Raw genomic sequence first — 15,668 nt, forward strand, 5'->3', positions numbered from 1 at the left:
GGAAATGCTTTTCCCTTTATTTAACCTGTTCAAAAGCCTAGTGTCACATCAGAAAGACCTGGGTTAGGAGCCGTTGTCTAAGCCGGGGGAGGTTGCTTCGATGAGGTCTTTGCGAGCACGAGCCACCCGCGAGCGAATGGTGCCGATGCGCACTCCGGTGATCTTTGCGGCCTCTTCGTAGGTGTAGCCGAGGACCTGAGTGAGGATGAGTGCCTCCCGGCGTTCGGGAGGGAGGGCGTCGATAAGCGTGCGGGCGTCGATCCAGTCGGACCAGGAGGAGGCGTTGGCACCATCGACGATGGTGCCTGCGGCGGCGTCTTCGTATTCGGTGACGGACTTGCGGGGGCGGGCCATGTCGTGGCGGATGTTGTCGACCCAGACGCGGCGGGCGAGGGAGAGTAGCCAGGTGCGGGCGGAGGAGCGAGCCGCGAAGCGGGGTAGGGCGCTCATGACGCGGAGGTAGGTCTCTTGGGTGAGGTCGTCGGCGATGTCGCGTCCGCCGAGGTGGGCGAGCAGCCGCCAGACGTCGTCTTGGGTGGCGCGAATGAACTCCGTGAGGGCCTGCTTGTCCCCGCGACCTGCGCGGAGGGCGAGGTCGGTGACGAGGGCGTCGTCGCGCGCGGAGTGCATGGTCACGAGTGTTGAGATTACCAGGGCAAACGCGTGGGGCCGTCAAGGATAAGGGTATCCATCCTTGCGGGGCACCCGTAGGGAGGGTAAACTATTAATCAGCTCTCAGCGATAAGAAGAGTTAATTAACGGCTCGCAAGGGCCAGGAAAGAGGAAACATGTCCCACGACCATAAAGACAGTTCCGCCGCCGACCAGATCATTGACCGGGGCGTTCGCGAGTCCGTTACCGGTAACACCACCCTCCATAACGGAGCGCCGGTAGCATCTGAGAACATTTCCGTCACCGCTGGCCCGCAGGGTCCTAACGTTCTCAATGACATTCACCTCATTGAGAAGCTGGCCCACTTCAACCGCGAGAACGTCCCCGAGCGTATTCCGCACGCTAAGGGCCACGGCGCCTTCGGTGAACTGCACATCACCAACGATGTGTCCCAGTACACCAAGGCCAAGCTCTTCCAACCCGGCACCGTCACCCCGATGGGCATTCGTTTCTCCACCGTCGCTGGTGAAAAGGGTTCCCCGGACACGTGGCGCGATGTCCACGGTTTCGCCCTGCGTTTCTACACTCAGGACGGCAACTATGACATCGTGGGCAACAACACCCCCACCTTCTTCCTGCGTGATGGCATGAAGTTCGCTGATTTCATTCACTCGCAGAAGCGCCTCAATGATTCCGGCCTGCGCGATGCCGACATGCAGTGGGATTTCTGGACTCGTACCCCGGAGTCAGCTCACCAGGTGACCTACCTCATGGGTGACCGCGGTACCCCGAAGACCACCCGCCACATGAATGGCTACGGTTCCCACACCTACCAGTGGATCAATGAGGCCGGTGAAGCATTCTGGGTGAAGTACCACTTCATTTCCCGTCAGGGCGTGGAGAACTTCACTGCCGCCGAGGCCGAGGAGATGGCTGGCAAGAACGCTGACCACCACCGCCAGGACCTGTTCGAGGCCATCGAGAAGGGCGACTTCCCCACCTGGGATGTCAAGGTGCAGATCATGCCCGTCGCCGAGGCTGAGAACTACCGTTGGAACCCCTTCGACCTGACCAAGGTCTGGTCGAAGAAGGACTACCCGCGCATCGACGTCGGTCACTTCACTCTCAACCGCAACCCGCGCAACTTCCACGCCCAGATTGAGCAGATCGCCCTCGATCCGTCGAACCTGGTCCCCGGCATTGGTTTCTCCCCGGACCGCATGCTCCAGGCACGTATCTTTGCGTACTCTGACCAGCAGCGTTACCGCATCGGGCCGAACTTCCGTGACATCCCGGTGAACCAGCCGATCAACCCGGTCAACACCTACAGCCGCGAGGGCAGCATGGCCTACATCTTCAACGATGGTGCCGAGCCCTCCTACAGCCCGAACCGCTACGACAAGGGTGCCGGCTACCTGGACAACGGCGAGGATTCCTCCTCCGGGCAGACCTACGGGGCGGCCACCGACCTCTACGTCAACCCGGATGCGCACGGCACCGATCTGGTCCGCGCGGCTTATGTCCAGCACCCGGAGGACGGCGACTTCGTCCAGGCGGGCATCCTCTACCGTGAGGTGTACAACGATGAGGAGAAGCAGCGCCTCGTCGAGAACATTGCCGGTGCGATGGCTGGCGTCTCCCCGTCCGTTGAGGAGCGCGTCTACTGGTACTGGGGTCAGGTTGATGCTGACCTCGGTGAGCGCGTCAAGGCCGAGTTCACCAAATAGCTTATCGACGACCGCGTTGGGTAAACTCCCAGCACACCTCACGGTGTGCTGGGGGTTCTACTTGTATGCCCCGTCGTGGAAGCGGTCGACGACGGTAACGCCGTAGATCGAACGGCCGATGTAATAGGAGCCGACCGAGCCGACGACCCACACTCCGGCAATGGCGATGATGGCTCGCACGAAGTTGTTGGGGTCGAAGCCTTGGGTGGACCAATCCATGATGAGCTTGGCTACCAGTAGGAGCGGTACACCGACGCCGACGACAGGACCGAGGAGATTGACCCTGGTGAGGGCGTCGGGGGCGCGCCACATGGCCAGCGCGGTGGCGACGACCATGATGGTGGCGTTGATGACCAGGACAGCGACGATGATTTCGGCGATAGTCATTAGCGGCGTCCCCTCGAAATGATGCGTGCCATGGACAGGGTCGGAAGAACGCCGCCGGCGATGGCCGCAAGGATGGCAACCTCGTAGGCGATCGAGGTGGCATTGGTCAAGGTCCAGGTGAGGTAGACGCAGATCATGGAGTAGAACACCAAGTCACTGAGCACCGCCCGGGTGAGGAAGTCAGAGGTCTTGATCAGCAGGATGAGCCCGGACAGCAAAGCCAGGACCATGACCGCGATGCAGGCGGTGAGTATCCATTCGAAGGGTGTCATTACTTCTTCTCCTTCCGCGGGCGACGATCAGTGGGGTATTGGTAGTAGCGCGGATCAAGCGTCGTGGTGGGGCCTTGGCCGGGCATGCCGTGATCAATTGACTTCACGTGGGGAGCCATGCGTTCTTCCATGTCGGCCAGGCTCGCCATGACCTCGGCGGGGTCGGAACCAAACGCCGCTTGGACGAGCAAGATGCGCGGTGCACCCGGTTCGGCGGGCTCACGCAGCCCGAGGGAAAGCGTCGACGGGGTAGCCGTGATGGACGTAGAGAACCAGAAGATCTGCCAGTCGCTGGTCACCCGCAGGGGATAGCGGACGATGACGGGATCATAACCGGCAGCCGGGCGCAGGCCGGCCCACGCCACTTGGTAGCCGGCGGAGAAGATCTCCTTGATCAGCCAAAGAATGTAAATGGGAACGTGCATCAGCGGCCTCCCTGCAAGTTCGTCATGTCGGGCACGCCGACGGGATCATCGCCGAGAACTGCCACGGCGTAACTGTCAACGTCGAGGAGGTCTGCGGTGGAGACCAGTGCGGCGTCGATAAGCGGTCCGGCGAAAATGAACATGGCGAGCGAGCACACCGCAAGTAGCGCCGACGGTGCGAGCAGCGACAGCGGAACGCGCAGGTTCTCCGGGTATTTCTTCATTGGCTTACCCCAGAAGACGAGGCGCCACACGCGCAGCATGCTCAGCAATGCGCCGATCGAGGCGAGGACGATGGCCGTGATGACCAACCACGCGACCCAATCCGCAGTGCGCGCGATCTCGAAGACGATGAGCACCTTGCCCCACATGCCCGAGAACGGCGGGAAGCCCACGATGGAGAAAGCTCCCGCGACGAACACGGCCGCCACGAGGGGATCGCGCCGCGCCAAACCGGACAGCTTGGACAAGGTGCCGGTGGCGTAGGTTTCCTCGATGGCGCCCGAGTTGAGGATGAGCGCGCCGACCGTGACCATGTGATGCAGCGTGTACAGCAAGCCGGCGGCCAGCGCGCGCTGCGGATCATCGGAGGTGAAGGCCAACATGATGAGGATGAACGGCATGCCGTTGATCATCTGGTAGGCCAAGACCCGGCGGATGGTGTTCTCACCCAAGCCCGCGTAGGCACCGATGATCATCGAGATAATCATGATGGTGATGATTAGCCAGTTCCACCGCGCATCCAGGTCAAAGATGTTGACGTAGATCCGGAAGAGCATGTACACGGCGACCTTGGTGTGCAGGCCCGAGAACAAACCCATGACCGCACCGGACGTGCCGGGGTAGGTCCGCGGCAGCCACGTGTGCAAGGGGAACACGCCTGCCTTGGCAGCGATGGCGATAACCACCAAGCCCATGGCGACGGTCGCGGGGCCATGCCCAGCCGCAGCGCCCTGCAGGGCGGCGATGTTCACCGACCCGGTCACGCCGTAAACGAAGCCCACGCCAGTGAGTAGCAACGTCGATGCCGCGAGGTTGACCAGCACGAACGTCCGGCCGCCCGCGAGGCGCGACCACGTGCCCGACATGGCGATGAGGCCATAGGACGGCAGGAGCATGACCTCGATGAACACGAAGAAGTTGAAAAGATCGCCGGTGAGCAGCGCGCCGTTGACACCCGTGATGAGGATGAGCGTCAGGGAGGCGTAGTAGCGGGATACCGTCTCACCGCTGACGATGGCGAACCAGTTGGCGGTGGCCGCGACGACCATCGTCGTGACAATCATGATCGCGGAGAAAGAATCCGCGACAAAGGGGATAGCCACGCCACCGACGTACAAGCCGACATTGTGGGCGATCGTGCCGAAGGTAGCGGTGTAATAGAACAGCCACCCACCAGCGATGATGCCCGCAATGGGGATGATGAGCGCGATGGCGTCGCGGGCCGGTTTCCACGGCAGGATGACGGCAAAGGCCGCCATGAACAGCGGGATGGCCGCGAAGAGGGGAAGTACCCAATCAACGGAATTCATTAACCGCGAACCCCCTTCTCAGCGGCGCGACCCAGGGTAGCCATGGGATCAGTGATGTTGTCATCGACCGGTTCTGGGACATCCGTGTCATCGTCGCGCCCTAGGGCAGCGAGCATGAGCAGGATCGTCGTGGTGGCCATGGCGATGACGATGGCGGTGAGGACGAATGCCTGGGGGAGGGGATCGGCGGCGTCGGCAAGCGGCGTGCGATCCGGGAACGGCTCGCCGCGCCACGCGCCAACACCCCCGGCCAGGAGCATGAGGTTAGCGGCATGGCCGAACAAGGTCATGCCGAAGACGATGCGCACCATGCCGCGTTGCTGAATGAGATACACGGCGCCGGTGACCAAGATGGCGATGGTGAGGGCGAGGATCATCGGTCGTTCTCCTTTCCATCGTTGGGTACGAGCACGGAGCGAGGTGCCTGCGCCGGGTTGATGGGCTGCGGGTAGGCCTCGGTGGTGTCCTCGCCGTCGTTGATCTCTTCGGTTTTGGGCAGTGGACCATCCCCGTTGCGGGCCCATTCGAGGTCTTCGGTCTCCGTACCGGGCCGCAGGTAGCCGCCGAGCGCGTTGATGGCCATGGTGAGCATGCCCAGCACCGCGAGGTAAATGCCCAGGTCGAAGATAAGCGACGTCGACTGGTGGATCCCGAAGACATAGCCGTGGATGGCGTAGAGGAAAGAGCCCTTGAGCAGGCCGATGAAGCCGGCGAGCAGGGCAATAATGATGCCGAGGCCGGTCAGCCACATGGGCGTCGACTCGCGGAAGACAATGGAATCGCGCCCCTTCGACAGGTAGGCCAGGCCGATGGCGGCGCCCATGATGAGCGCGGCGACGAAGCCGCCGCCCGGATCTTGGTGCCCGCGCATGAACACCAGCAGCGACAGCACCGCGAGGATCGGGATGACCAGCACGATGACTGTGCGCATGGGGATCGAGTTGAGCTGCGATTGGCCAAAGGGAGCGGGCCGGGTGCCACCCTTGAATGGGTGCCGCGGCATCGAATGCACCACCGCCGCGATGACCACGGCCGCCATACCAAGCACAGAAAGCTCGCCGAGGGTATCCAATGCACGGAACTCCACGAGGATGGTGGCGACGACGTTTTGGCCGCCGGTGATCTTCGGGGCCTCCTCGAGGTACCACATGGCGAGCTCAGAGCGGTCGCGTCGACCCATGAGCGTGTACACGCCGAGGAAGGCGGTCACTCCGGCCAGCAGCGCAATGACCATCGAGCCGATTTGCCTGCGGCCCGAGCGCACCGGCGGGAAACTCTCCGGCTGGTAGCGCAGCACCATCATGATGACGATGACAGTGAGGGCCTCAACCGTCAGCTGCGTCAGGGCCACATCGGGTGCGCCGAGGAACATCATCTGCAGGCTCATGCCCACACCGGCGGTACCGAGCAGGACAGCCGCCGAAATGCGATTGCGCGTGATCATCAGGCCCACCACGGACAGGGCGATGATCGCCAGCGGAATGAGATCCCACGGGTTGTCCAGACCCTCGGCGCGCGGCATCAGTGCGACACCGTCGAGGCCACCACCATTGCTTATCGACGCCCACGTGGTCGCCCCACCCAACACAATCACGGACAGCACCAACGGCAGGAGGTGGCGGGAAGGGTTGTGCGTATTCGCCATCGCACCGAGCACTCGACCGGCCGCTGCCGCGGCCTTAACGATGCTGGCGAGGTACTCATTACCCGAACGCGGGAACAGCGAACGCCCCTCCACCGCTGGCCAAATGCGCTTGCGGGCCATAACGCCGAGGACACCGACGGCGAGAACTCCCACCGAGATGAGCAGCGGGGTATTGACCCCGTGCCACAGGGCGAGGTGGGACTCGACCTCGGCGCCGGTGGCGCCGACGATGGCGTCGAGGGGGGCGTTGAAAAGCGGCAACACGAAGACCAACGGCAAGGACATCAGGCCTGGCAGGGCCGCCGGAAGCCACAGGGAGACGGGGGCCTCGTGGACGTGCGACATGTCGCGCGGACCGTCGATGAAGGCGCCGAAGACGATCTTCGCCGAATACGTAAAGGTGAGCACCGCGCCGAGGGCGGCCGCAGCGAGGAGGAGGCCCGCGGCGGGAGCGTCCTGGAAGGCAGTGAGCATTCCTTCCTTAGACACGAACCCCAGCAGGGGAGGCACCGCAGCCATCGACGCCGCGCCAATGACTACCGAGCCGAACGTGAACGGCATCTTGTCCCACAGCTTGCCCAGTCGACGGATATCGCGCGAGCCTGCCTCGTGATCGATGACGCCGATGAGCATGAACAAACTCGATTTAAACAAAGCGTGCGCCAGGGTGTGCACGACTGCTGCGGCCAGCGCGAAGGGGGTGCCAACACCAATCGTCGCCACGATCCAGCCGAGGTGCGACACCGTCGAATACGCCGTGAGCTGCTTCAAATCCGTCTTCTGCACCGCGAAAGCCGCCGACATCACCGCCGTGGTCATACCGGCGACGATGAGCAACCAATTCCATACCGCGACGTCGTGGAAGATCGTAGAAAAGCGCAGCAGGAGGTAAATGCCGGCCTTGACCACGGCCGCCGCATGTAGAAACGCCGACACCGGAGTAGCCGCCGCCATCGCCTCCGGCAGCCAGAAGTGGAAGGGCAGCTGCGCCGACTTGGTGAAGGCGGACACGGCAACCAGCACGGCCACCGCCGCAGTCACGCCGGGATTCTCCGCCCAATAATCACTGGTGAGGATGCCATGCAGGTGCGTCGTCCCCGTCTGGGTGGCCGCGATAGCCATGGCGACCAGCAACGTCAGACCACCAACGAAGGTGAGGATCAACGTGCGGACCGAACCCGCCTCGCCGCCTGAACCCGAACGAGCGATGAGCATGAATGACGCCAAGGAAACGAGCTCCCACGCCAAGAACAGCAAGATGACATCATCGGCCAGTACCAAGATGAGAATCGACAGCGTAAACGCCGTCATGATGGTGTAGAAACTCGTGTTTCCCTGCCTCTTAGGCAGATACGCGGCTGAATAAATAAAGACCACCGCGCCGATGACCAAAGCCAAGAGGGCGAAAAATACGCCAAGGGCATCACCGCGTAAAGAAAGGGTGACGTCCATCCCCGGAGCCACCACATCGGGCACCCAGGAATGGGAGAAATACAGCACCTCCCCGTCAATGATGCGCGGCAGCTCGCGGCCCAAGGCCACGGCGCCAGCGATGAACAGGGCGGCAAGCGGCCACCCCGCCTTTCTGTCTAAAACGCGCACCGCGACTGGGGCCAGCAAGACCGCTGAAGCCGCGAGCGTAATGACAAGGATCAATGTCACGGGGGAATCACGCTCAATTTTTAGTCGGTGGGATTGTCCGAATTCACAGATTGACCCACACGACTTTACCAGGGGGCTATGACGGTGCGCCTGTACGGTTATTTCGGAGCACCCAGCTACTTTCGAAGGCATGAGCTTGCCCACCTCCCGCGTCCGCTCCTGGCTCGTTGCCCTCTTGGTGGCGCTGCCCCTCATTATCGGCACCGCTGTCGCCGCTCTCACCGGGCTTGATCCTGCCAAATCATGGAACAGTGACACCGAACCTGCCGGGGCACCCGTCGCCAGTTCACCCACCGGCATCGACCCCTCACAGCTTGTCGACGCCCGCCGTGCCGCCGGCGAAGCCGGCAGCCAAGCAGGCTTCCTCGTTGCCGGCACCGGCGAACTCGTCGAAGGCACAGGCAAGATGCGCGAGGGCACCGCCGGCGTGGAGGACAAATTCGGAGCCGCCGTCACCGGATCCCAGCAGCTCTCCCAAGGCATGGTCGAACTCCAGGCCGGAATGGGGCAGCTCGGTCCGGGTGCCATCCAAGTTGCCGATGGAGTAGGCATGGCCGTCGACCAGGTCGTGGGCTTCGGCGCCTTCCGCGGACAACTCCTCACTGGCATTGATCAGATGCTGTCGAAGATGGAAGGCAGCCGCGACCCCGAGGTCATTGCCGCCCGCGACCAACTCCTTTCCCTGCGCTCCCAGGCGGAGGTGTTCGAACTGGACGAGGCCACCTCGGCGCAGCTCAGCCAACTCAAGTCCGGTTCCCGCGAGATCGCCAACCAACTCGGCGTCCCCGGCTATGCCTTCCACGACGGCATTTACTCCGCCACCAAGGGCTCCCAAGAACTCGCCGCCGGCCTATCGCAGGCACAAGGTGGCATCGACGAAGCACTAGAAGGCGTCGACGCTCTCGCCGAAGGCGCGGTCAAAATCGACAACATGGCCGGCCAAACCCAAGACCGCATCGGCGCCATTCAACGAACTCTGCCCGTGGTGCAGGCTGCACCTACTACCGGGGATGCCGCTTCGGAATCCACCCGCACGTTGACCCCCACCTACGCCATGCTCATCGCCTCCCTCGTCCTCCTCGGTGGGGCCGCCGCCGGCGCCGTCGCAGGCCTCACGCGCCATCGCTGGGCCTTCCTCGGAGCCGCCACCGCCGTCTTCACTGCGCTCGGCGTGATCCTCCTGGCGATCTTGTCGACCGGCCTCACCTTCATCGCCGGAGCTTTAGCCGCCGTCGTCCTGGCTCTTGGCGTGCTCACCTCTGCCGGACTGACCCACCTCATGATCCGCCTGCTCGGCCCGTTCACCGGTTCCATCACAGCGGCCGTCCTCGGTCTTGCGCAGATCGGACTCGTTGGCTGGGTATGGAAGACCGCTTCCTCTGCCGAGGTTGCGCCGGTGTGGCAGATCCTGGCCAACCTCACCCCCATCAACTGGGCCACCTCCGGACTCACCGCACTGGGCAACGGCGGATCCCAGCAAGCACTGTGGCTCTCGCTTGGAGTCCTCGTCGGCACCGCCGTGCTGGGAGTGCTCGGGATGCGTACTGGGGTTGTTCGCGTCGACGAGGTTGAGGCTAGCGAGTAAGTCGTCCGCTATTCTTGCTGGTCACCGCCTCGTACTGTGCGCAGCTGCGCGCACGTGGTTCAAAAGTGCGATATGACTTCACTCATTAATCGAGTGAGTAGATCTCGCTACTCGATTAATGAGTGAACTGAAATTGGTGAACTCGAATTGCACTTTTGGCCCACGCGATCCCGCCTGGGGGCTTCTGGCAGGGAGGCCCAGATTTGAGCTCTATCCACGCAGGTCAGCAAGCCGTAGTGTGCGCAGCTGCGCGCAAGGGCAGTGACAGATCAGAGCACCCCCTTCCAACTGACCTAACAGTGGAAGGGGGTGCTCTGTAGTTGGTCGGGATAACAGGATTTGAACCTGCGACCTCCTCGTCCCGAACGAGGCGCGCTACCAAGCTGCGCCATATCCCGGTGTCGTACCCGTTGGGTACCTGAGATACCTTAGCCGACCCCGCAGGGAACTAGCAAAACGCGCGTCAGGCTGGCCGTTCGGTGATCCGCAACAAGGTAGCGGAGGGTCGGCAGAATAGGCGGAAGGGCACGAATTTCGAAGTCCCCAGGCCGTTGGTGACGTGCATGAGGAGGTTGCCGAAGCGGTGAAGGCCTTGGGCTCTTTCGCGGTCGATGCCGCAGTTGGTCACGATGGCGCGGCTGCCCGGTAGGCAGAGCTGGCCGCCGTGGGTGTGACCAGAGAGGGAGAGCTGGTAGCCGTCTTCTTCAAAAGACGAGAGAACGCGTGGCTCGGGTGCGTGTAGTAATGCTAGGGATAGATCGGCATCCGCGTTGGGTGCGCCTGCGATGAGCGAGTAATCGTCCAGGTCGTGGTGCGGGTCGTCGACTCCTGCGGCGGCAAGGCGAACGGGCCCAACCTGGAACTCCAGTCGCTCGTGGGTCGCGTCGCGCCATCCACGTTCGATGAAGGCGGCGCGCATGTCGCGCCAGGGCAGGTCGATGTAGGTGGGTTCGCGGCGAGAACCGAAAAGGTAGCTGAAGGGGTTTGGCAGGCTTGGCGCCCAGTAGTCGTTGGTACCGAACACGAACATGCCGGGCCGGTCGAGCAGGGGGCCGAGTGCGCGCAGCACGTCGGGGACGGCGTGCTCGTCGGAAAGGTTGTCTCCGGTGTTGACCACCAAATCGGGTTGCAGGCTGTCGAGTGCGGAGACCCAGGCGATCTTTTCGTCCTGGCCGGGGATCATGTGCAGGTCGGATAGGTGCAGGATGCGGAACTCGTCGGCCCCGCGCAGGGTGCCCGGCTCGAGCAGCGGCACGGTGATCTGCTTGAGTTCGAACTTCTTCAATTCGGAGTTGCCCCAGGCGGCGACGCCTAGCCCTGCGGCGAGTCCAGCAATGGCGATACTGAGAAGTCGATTCACCCGTCATAGCCTACCCGGCGGGTACCGTGGTCAACATGAGTGAGCTAAAAGATCAGATCCGCGCAGACCTGAAAACATCGATGAAAGCCAAGGATAAGGCCCGTACGAGTGCGATCCGCATGCTGTTGGCGGCCCTCCAGGCGGAGGAGACGGCGGGAATTAAACATGAGTTGACGGATGAGGAGATCCTCAAGGTCGTCGCCCGCGAGATCAAGAAGCGTCGGGAGTCCGCCGAGATTTACACCACCAATGGCCGTGAAGAGCTGGCTGAGATCGAGCTGGCCGAGGTCGCGGTGTTGGAAGGCTACCAACCGGCGCAGCTGGATGATGAAGCCGTGACAAAGCTTGTCGACGACGCGGTGAATCAGGTTGCCGTAGAGCAGGGCATTTCCTCGGATGAGGTTTCCATGAAACAGATGGGTCAGGTCATGAAGGTTGCTACGGCATCTGCCGCCGGTCAGGCTGACGGCAAAAGGCTGTCCGCCGCTGTGCGCGCCCGCCTTGGCAGCTGAGTTTTAGGTAATTAAAGCGGGGTGCTTGCGGAATACCAGAGTGAGTTCGCCGTCTTCGTCGAGTCGGCGAACGCGGATACCGTAGACCGGTTCCAGGATCTCCGGGATGAAGACGTCGTGGGGAGTGCCCTGGGCGACGACGCGCCCGTGATCGAGGATTGCCACCTGATCGCAGTAGCGCGCCGCGAGGTTGAGATCGTGGAGCACCACCGCGCAGCTCGTCGGCAGGTTCGATAGCAAGTCCAACACGTCGTGCTGGTACCTGATGTCGAGGTGGTTGGTGGGCTCGTCAAGCAAAACGTGGGAGGCTTCCTGCGCCAGTGCGCGGGCAATGAGGACTCGTTGGCGCTCCCCACCGGAGAGTTCAGCGAAGTTCCGCTCGGCCAAATGCAGGACGCCGACCTCGCGGAGGGCGTCGGCGACGATCCGCTCGTCGCGGGCGGAAGCGCGCGACATGAGGCCCTGGTGAGGTAGCCGACCAAGCATGACCAGGTCCGCGACCACCATCGGGAGATCGGAGGCGTGCTCCTGCACCACCACCGCCATCGTCTTCGCGCGGGCCCTCCGCGGGATGTCGGAAATTGGTTGGCCGTCAACCATCACATCACCCGCAGTGGGCTGGAGGGAACCGTAGAGGGTCCGCAGCAGTGTCGTCTTGCCGCTGCCGTTGGGACCAACTAGTCCGAGCGTCCCGCCCTCCGGGACGGTGACGCTGACCTTATCGACGACCAGGTGGTCGTCGTAAGCGTAGGTGAGGTTGCGGCCGCGGATCATCGGGTTTGCTCTAAGAATGCGGCGACTTTTTCCAACCCGTCGACCGCCAGTGGGCTGGGTGGCTCAGCGAAGCCCAACAGCATCGGGTAGATCATTTGGTTTTGTACCGCAGTCAGAGAGTTTGCGCCGGGAAGCTGTGCCACAGCATCGACGACGGGCCCGGGTTCACCGGTGCTATAGAGGGTGATGATGATGTCGGGGTTGCGGTTGATTAGTTCTTCCGTGGTGACCTCGAAGACGCGCTCCGATTCGTCGGCGAAGACATTCTTCAGTCCTGCGGCAGTGACTAGAGGGTGGGACATGGAGCTCATGCCGTAGGCGTAGGTGATTGCGGAGCCGACGGCAGGATAGAGCACCGCCACCGTTCGTTCCTCTCCGGCTGGAATGCCGGCGGTGATCTTTTCTACTCGTTGTGCAAGTTCTTTGATGTAGTCCTCCGCTTCTTCCGACTTGCCGAAAACCTTTCCGTAAAGTCGAACCTGGTCGTAGGCGTCGTCGTAAGTTAACTCTCCTTCCAGTGAGCCGCAGAAGGCCGGCTCGTCCAACAATCGGATGTTGCTGCCCTCCAGCGTTTGTCGGTTCACGGTGTCTGACCTGCCGATCACCAGGTCTGGTGAGGTAGCCACGACAGTTTCGCGGGAAATCTGCAGGTGGCCGGTGGCATCAACCTGATCGGTGAGGGTATCGATCTGGTCCAGCTGAGCCACCACTTCGGGGGCGTAATACTCCTCAGGGTAAAGACCAGCCTTGGCGGTCACTCGGTCGAGTACTCCCAGTTCCGCCAGGGTGGGCACCGAGGGGTTGTTGATCAGGGTGACGCGCTCTGGAACAGAATCGAAGGTGACTGTAGCGCCGCAATTCTCTACGGAGATAGCGTCTGCGGCAGTCGTGTCGGACTCCTCTGCGGTGCTGCTGCACGCGCTGAGGGTAAGTAGTGCGCACAGCGAGGAGGCGAGCAGCGCGCGCGAGGGGGTCTTCATGGAACTCCTTTGGCAGGGCCGCTTGTACGTCACGTGGTGGCGTGCATGCGGCGAACGAGGATGAGCAGAAACGGGGCACCCACCATGGCGGTGATGATGCCGATGGGAATCTCTTGGGGGGCGAGAAGAATGCGAGCCAGAATGTCAGCACAGACGAGGAGGATGGCGCCGAGGAGAGCAGCTACAGGAAGGACCGCCCGGTGGGAGCCGCCAACCAAGCGTCGAGCGAGGTGGGGGACGACTAGTCCGACGAAACCGATGGATCCGGCCATGGCGACGATGGCGCCGACGAGCAGGCACGAAAGGACGAGAAGGGCGAATCTCAAGCGATCGGGGTTGATACCCAGCGTTAAAGCGGTTTCGTCCCCGGCCGCGAGGGCATCCAGATGCCGAGCTCCGATCATGAGAATCGCGGCCACGGCGGTGACGACGATGACGATGACCGCCAAAGGGCCGTTCCAGTTGGCCAACCCCAAGGAACCAAGCAACCAGAACATGACCGACCGTGCGCCTTCTGCCGAATCAGCGGCGAAAATGAGGAAGCTGGTGGCGGCGGACAATGCGTAGCCGACGGCGACGCCGGCCATGAGCAGCCGGATAGAAGTCAACCGGCCCGCGCTTCTGGCGATGAAGAACACCAGTAACGAGGCTCCCATCGCACCGATGAAGGCACTGCCTTGCAGTGCGTACTCGCCTAGTCCCGTGCCCACGCCGAAAAGGATGGCGGCGGCGGTGCCAACGCTGGCTCCAGAGTTGATGCCCAGCACGTAGGGATCGGCGAGAACATTGCGCACAAGTGCCTGGAGAACAACACCGGCGAGGGCTAGTCCGGCACCAACTGATGCTCCCAGGACTGCGCGAGGAACCCGGATCTGCCAAACAATTGCCTCTTGAGTGGAACCGCCGTCGGCGATGAGCTGGGTACCGAAAACATGGTGGGACACGATGCGCAGGGTGTCTGCGACGGTGATGTCCACCGGTCCGGCCACAATTCCTCCGAGCAGGGTGGCAGCTAAAATGACGACTAAAGCCGCGCACCATAGGAACGTTCGGCCGCGCCGGGCTGAAAAGCCCAATGCGTCCCGAAGATGGTCGGGGGTGATAGCCGACGTGGCCGTTGAACTCACGCCCCTAGCCTATCACTCAAACGGTTAATTGAATGACCAGGTTAGGACAAGAAAAGGAGTGGAAGAATGGGCCAGCGACAAGACTCGACCGTCAACCTAGCTGGCGAGTGGGCCCCCATTTTCAAAGTTCTCGCCGACCCTACCCGTCTCAAGCTGCTGCTATCCATGCACTATCACGGACCAGGGGCGGCCAGCGTGAGCGATCTCGCTGAGGACACTGGCGTCCGCACCCCCACTGCTTCGGCCGCCCTGGTTCACATGGCAGATGCGGGCGTGATCGAACCCCGGAAGGAGGGGCGGGTGGTGTATTACGTGCTCACCAACCCGCGCATTCATGATCTCCTCCACCACCTGGGCGGAGTGCACGCGCACGATCAGTGAGCGCGGTTTAAGCGGCGGCGCGCCCCATCCGCGACTTGAACGCGGCGATGGCCGCGGGTAGCAAAGAAAACGCGATGATCCCGAGGAAGATGGCTTCGAGGTGATCGCGCACAAAGACGACGTTGCCCAGCAACGCGCCTAAAGCGACGACTCCGGCGCCCCAAAGGATGCCACCGATGATGTTGTAACTAATGAATGTGCGATAACGCATGCGAGCCATTCCGGCTACCAGCGGGGCATAAGTCCGGACGATGGGGACGAATCGACACAAGATAACGGTTACGGGGCCGTGTTTGGCAAAGAACTCATGGGTGCGGTCCAAATACTCTCGCTTGAAAATGCGCCCGTCAGGCCGCCGCTCAATGGCCGGTGCGAAGCGGTGGCCGAGGAAGTAGCCAGCCTGGTCGCCGGTGATCGCGGCAATTGGGACGAGCAGGAGCAGCACCCACAGAGGTGCGAAATGGTCCGGCTGCATAGCGAGGAGGCCGCCGGTGAATAGGAGCGAGTCTCCGGGCAGGAAGGGAAACAGCAGCCCTGACTCGATGAAGACGATCACGAGCATGGCTGGGAGGATGTACTGCCCGAATGGGCCGGAGGACCCGAGGAGCGTAATCGGGTCGAGGAGTGCGTGCATGCTTGAAAAATCTACTCCCGGATGCGGCCCCGAGGAAACGCTGACAGGAAACT

Annotated in this window: 16 protein-coding genes and 1 tRNA gene; 4 read left to right on the forward strand and 13 right to left on the reverse strand. The window is 62.4% G+C overall.

Features of this window, described 5'->3' with window-relative positions; all coding sequences use genetic code 11:
- Positions 1-63 precede the first annotated feature (63 nt).
- Positions 64-630 (reverse strand): RNA polymerase sigma factor, encoded by a 567-nt coding sequence (locus CATRI_RS01110; protein ID WP_290220889.1) that lies wholly within the window; start codon positions 628-630, stop codon positions 64-66.
- Between the two features lie 158 nt (positions 631-788).
- Here CATRI_RS01110 and CATRI_RS01115 point away from each other — a divergent pair, with 158 nt between their 5' ends.
- Positions 789-2,339: a catalase gene (locus tag CATRI_RS01115; protein WP_290218885.1), complete on the forward strand. Its 1,551-nt coding sequence runs from the start codon at positions 789-791 to the stop codon at positions 2,337-2,339.
- Between the two features lie 57 nt (positions 2,340-2,396).
- Here CATRI_RS01115 and CATRI_RS01120 read toward each other — a convergent pair whose 3' ends face one another.
- The 6 genes from CATRI_RS01120 to CATRI_RS01145 are packed head-to-tail and all read right to left on the reverse strand — an operon-like array spanning position 2,397 to position 8,262.
- Complete coding sequence (locus CATRI_RS01120) at positions 2,397-2,726, reverse strand: Na+/H+ antiporter subunit G (RefSeq protein WP_290218887.1); 330 nt, start codon at positions 2,724-2,726, stop codon at positions 2,397-2,399.
- Positions 2,726-2,998 (reverse strand): cation:proton antiporter, encoded by a 273-nt coding sequence (locus CATRI_RS01125; protein ID WP_290218889.1) that lies wholly within the window; start codon positions 2,996-2,998, stop codon positions 2,726-2,728. Before CATRI_RS01125 ends, CATRI_RS01120 begins: the two co-directional genes overlap by 1 nt.
- Positions 2,998-3,423 (reverse strand): monovalent cation/H+ antiporter subunit E, encoded by a 426-nt coding sequence (locus tag CATRI_RS01130; RefSeq protein WP_435384172.1) that lies wholly within the window; start codon positions 3,421-3,423, stop codon positions 2,998-3,000. The genes CATRI_RS01125 and CATRI_RS01130 overlap by 1 nt, the downstream gene beginning before the upstream one ends.
- A complete protein-coding gene (locus CATRI_RS01135; RefSeq protein WP_290218891.1) occupies positions 3,423-4,955 on the reverse strand; it encodes a monovalent cation/H+ antiporter subunit D family protein in 1,533 nt (510 codons plus the stop codon). The genes CATRI_RS01130 and CATRI_RS01135 overlap by 1 nt, the downstream gene beginning before the upstream one ends.
- A complete protein-coding gene (locus tag CATRI_RS01140; RefSeq protein WP_290218894.1) occupies positions 4,955-5,332 on the reverse strand; it encodes a cation:proton antiporter subunit C in 378 nt (125 codons plus the stop codon). Before CATRI_RS01140 ends, CATRI_RS01135 begins: the two co-directional genes overlap by 1 nt.
- Positions 5,329-8,262 (reverse strand): DUF4040 family protein, encoded by a 2,934-nt coding sequence (locus CATRI_RS01145; RefSeq protein ID WP_290218896.1) that lies wholly within the window; start codon positions 8,260-8,262, stop codon positions 5,329-5,331. Before CATRI_RS01145 ends, CATRI_RS01140 begins: the two co-directional genes overlap by 4 nt.
- Before the next feature lie 130 nt (positions 8,263-8,392).
- Between CATRI_RS01145 and CATRI_RS01150 the strand changes: the two genes are divergently transcribed.
- Positions 8,393-9,847, forward strand: coding sequence for a hypothetical protein (locus tag CATRI_RS01150; RefSeq protein WP_290218898.1), 1,455 nt, complete (start codon positions 8,393-8,395; stop codon positions 9,845-9,847).
- Between the two features lie 321 nt (positions 9,848-10,168).
- Here the strand turns inward: CATRI_RS01150 and CATRI_RS01155 are convergent.
- Together CATRI_RS01155 and CATRI_RS01160 are read right to left on the reverse strand one after the other, a co-directional pair.
- Positions 10,169-10,245, reverse strand: a tRNA-Pro gene (locus CATRI_RS01155).
- Positions 10,246-10,310: 65 nt separating this feature from the next.
- Complete coding sequence (locus tag CATRI_RS01160) at positions 10,311-11,207, reverse strand: metallophosphoesterase (protein WP_290218900.1); 897 nt, start codon at positions 11,205-11,207, stop codon at positions 10,311-10,313.
- A gap of 35 nt (positions 11,208-11,242) precedes the next feature.
- Between CATRI_RS01160 and CATRI_RS01165 the strand changes: the two genes are divergently transcribed.
- Positions 11,243-11,719 (forward strand): GatB/YqeY domain-containing protein, encoded by a 477-nt coding sequence (locus tag CATRI_RS01165; RefSeq protein WP_290218902.1) that lies wholly within the window; start codon positions 11,243-11,245, stop codon positions 11,717-11,719.
- A 3-nt stretch (positions 11,720-11,722) separates the two neighbouring features.
- Here the strand turns inward: CATRI_RS01165 and CATRI_RS01170 are convergent, their stop codons facing one another.
- The 3 genes from CATRI_RS01170 to CATRI_RS01180 are packed head-to-tail and all read right to left on the reverse strand — an operon-like array spanning position 11,723 to position 14,600.
- Positions 11,723-12,493 carry an ABC transporter ATP-binding protein gene (locus CATRI_RS01170; protein ID WP_290218904.1) on the reverse strand — a complete coding sequence of 257 codons (771 nt, stop codon included), beginning with the start codon at positions 12,491-12,493 and terminating at the stop codon, positions 11,723-11,725.
- Positions 12,490-13,473: an ABC transporter substrate-binding protein gene (locus CATRI_RS01175; protein ID WP_290218906.1), complete on the reverse strand. Its 984-nt coding sequence runs from the start codon at positions 13,471-13,473 to the stop codon at positions 12,490-12,492. The genes CATRI_RS01170 and CATRI_RS01175 overlap by 4 nt, the downstream gene beginning before the upstream one ends.
- Positions 13,474-13,502: 29 nt before the next feature.
- Positions 13,503-14,600, reverse strand: coding sequence for a FecCD family ABC transporter permease (locus tag CATRI_RS01180; protein WP_290218908.1), 1,098 nt, complete (start codon positions 14,598-14,600; stop codon positions 13,503-13,505).
- 66 nt (positions 14,601-14,666) lie between these two features.
- Between CATRI_RS01180 and CATRI_RS01185 the strand changes: the two genes are divergently transcribed.
- Positions 14,667-14,981 (forward strand): ArsR/SmtB family transcription factor, encoded by a 315-nt coding sequence (locus CATRI_RS01185; protein ID WP_290218912.1) that lies wholly within the window; start codon positions 14,667-14,669, stop codon positions 14,979-14,981.
- Between the two features lie 7 nt (positions 14,982-14,988).
- Here CATRI_RS01185 and CATRI_RS01190 read toward each other — a convergent pair whose 3' ends face one another.
- Positions 14,989-15,615: a VTT domain-containing protein gene (locus tag CATRI_RS01190; RefSeq protein ID WP_290218914.1), complete on the reverse strand. Its 627-nt coding sequence runs from the start codon at positions 15,613-15,615 to the stop codon at positions 14,989-14,991.
- Between the last annotated feature and the right edge of the window lie 53 nt (positions 15,616-15,668).

The organism is Corynebacterium atrinae, assembly GCF_030408455.1.
GTDB lineage: Bacteria > Actinomycetota > Actinomycetes > Mycobacteriales > Mycobacteriaceae > Corynebacterium > Corynebacterium atrinae.